This is a genomic window from Streptomyces sp. NPDC051172 (assembly GCF_040682555.1).
GTDB lineage: Bacteria > Actinomycetota > Actinomycetes > Streptomycetales > Streptomycetaceae > Streptomyces.
The window spans coordinates 1-1,306 of the sequence record NZ_JBFBBE010000373.1 but is presented as its reverse complement, the minus strand read 5'-3'; the positions used below and the strand labels follow the sequence as shown (position 1 = coordinate 1,306).

At 70.1% G+C, this 1,306-nt stretch carries 2 protein-coding genes; one reads left to right on the top strand and one right to left on the bottom strand.

What is annotated here, in order from left to right; translation table 11 throughout:
- On the bottom strand, nucleotides 1-595 hold a 595-nt coding region (locus AB0N07_RS51235), incomplete at its 3' end, for a Wzz/FepE/Etk N-terminal domain-containing protein (protein WP_365847890.1).
- Nucleotides 596-763: 168 nt separating this feature from the next.
- Here AB0N07_RS51235 and AB0N07_RS51230 point away from each other — a divergent pair.
- The coding region (locus AB0N07_RS51230; RefSeq protein ID WP_365847888.1) for a hypothetical protein at nucleotides 764-1,306 on the top strand (543 nt) is incomplete at its 3' end.

Sequence of the window (1,306 nt, the reverse complement as noted above, 5' to 3'; positions counted from 1 at the left end):
TCTCCTTCACGTCGGCGCGGCTGCGCACCTTCACGTCCAGGAGACGACGGAGCACGGCGATGGCGAGTCCCGCACTCAGTCCGGCCACGACGCCCAAGAGGACGTTGCGCCGGGTGTCAGGGCTCACGGGGGCAGAGGGCACGCGGGCGTCGGACAGCGGCACGACCTCCAACGGGCTGTTCTTGTCCACGTCCGCCGCCACGTCCGCCGTCGCCTGCAGAGCACTGTTCGCGAGCTGCGCGGCGGTCTCGGGATCCGTCGAGGTGGCGGTCACCTTGATCATGCTGGACTCGGGGACGAGCACCGCGGAGAGCGAACCGTCGCCGTCCTGCCCCGTGTCCTGGGCCACGCGTTCACGCACGGCCTCGCTGTTGATCAGGGCGACGTAGGCCTGAGCCCGGCTCTCGGCGGGCAGGTTGCTGGTGATGAGGCTCTGATCTGCAGCCCGGGCGGCGAGGAACCCCTGAGATTCGGATGCGTAGATCCGGGGCTGCAGCGCGGAGTAGCCCCAGCCCAGCAGACCCCCCACGAGGGCAGCTGCCAGGAGCAGCAGGAGGTTGGCGCGCAGCAGGCGGAAGAAGTCGACGATCGTCACGGAGCACCTCGGGGGTCATGGACGGGAATGCGCGGGCCGTCGTGGGCGAGGCACGCGCGGTCCACGGTACCAAGACCCCTCGTGCGGTCTGCCGGGCCCGAGGACGAGGCACGCCACCGCGCTACGCTGAGCCGAGTATCGCCCGGCGTCCATGAAAGGTTCCGCACCATGCGCTCGAGCACGCCCCGTGACCGGACGGCTGCCCGCGCTGTGAGGGCCGTGGTGCCACCCGAGGCCCGGCCTGCCAGGCGTCACGCCTCACTCGGCCTCGTCCCGGACGGTCAGGCCGCGTGGACCCGCTCTCCGTGGAACCCCTTGGTCACGCCGGCCTCACCGCGGCTGTTCGAGGCCGTGCTGGCCATCGGCCTGGTGATGGATGCGTTCACCGCTCCCGGCCTGCCGATCCCGTTCGCGGAGTTCTCCGCCATCCTTCTGCTGCTCCTCGCCTCATTCCGGCAGCCCCGCCGGGACCTCTCCCACTACGGCGTGCTGGCCCTCGTCGCACTGGCCCTGGTGGCGTATCTCGTCGCGGTGACCGTGCACAACGACCTCGACCCCACGCGTCGCGCCACGAGGATCACGCTCCTGATCCTGCTGATCTACGCCATCGCCAGCGAGAGGATCGACATCAAGGGCGTCCTCTACGGGATGACGGCCGGAGCACTGATCAACGTGCCCCTCTTCTACGCGGGCCTGGCCCCGGACACCTAC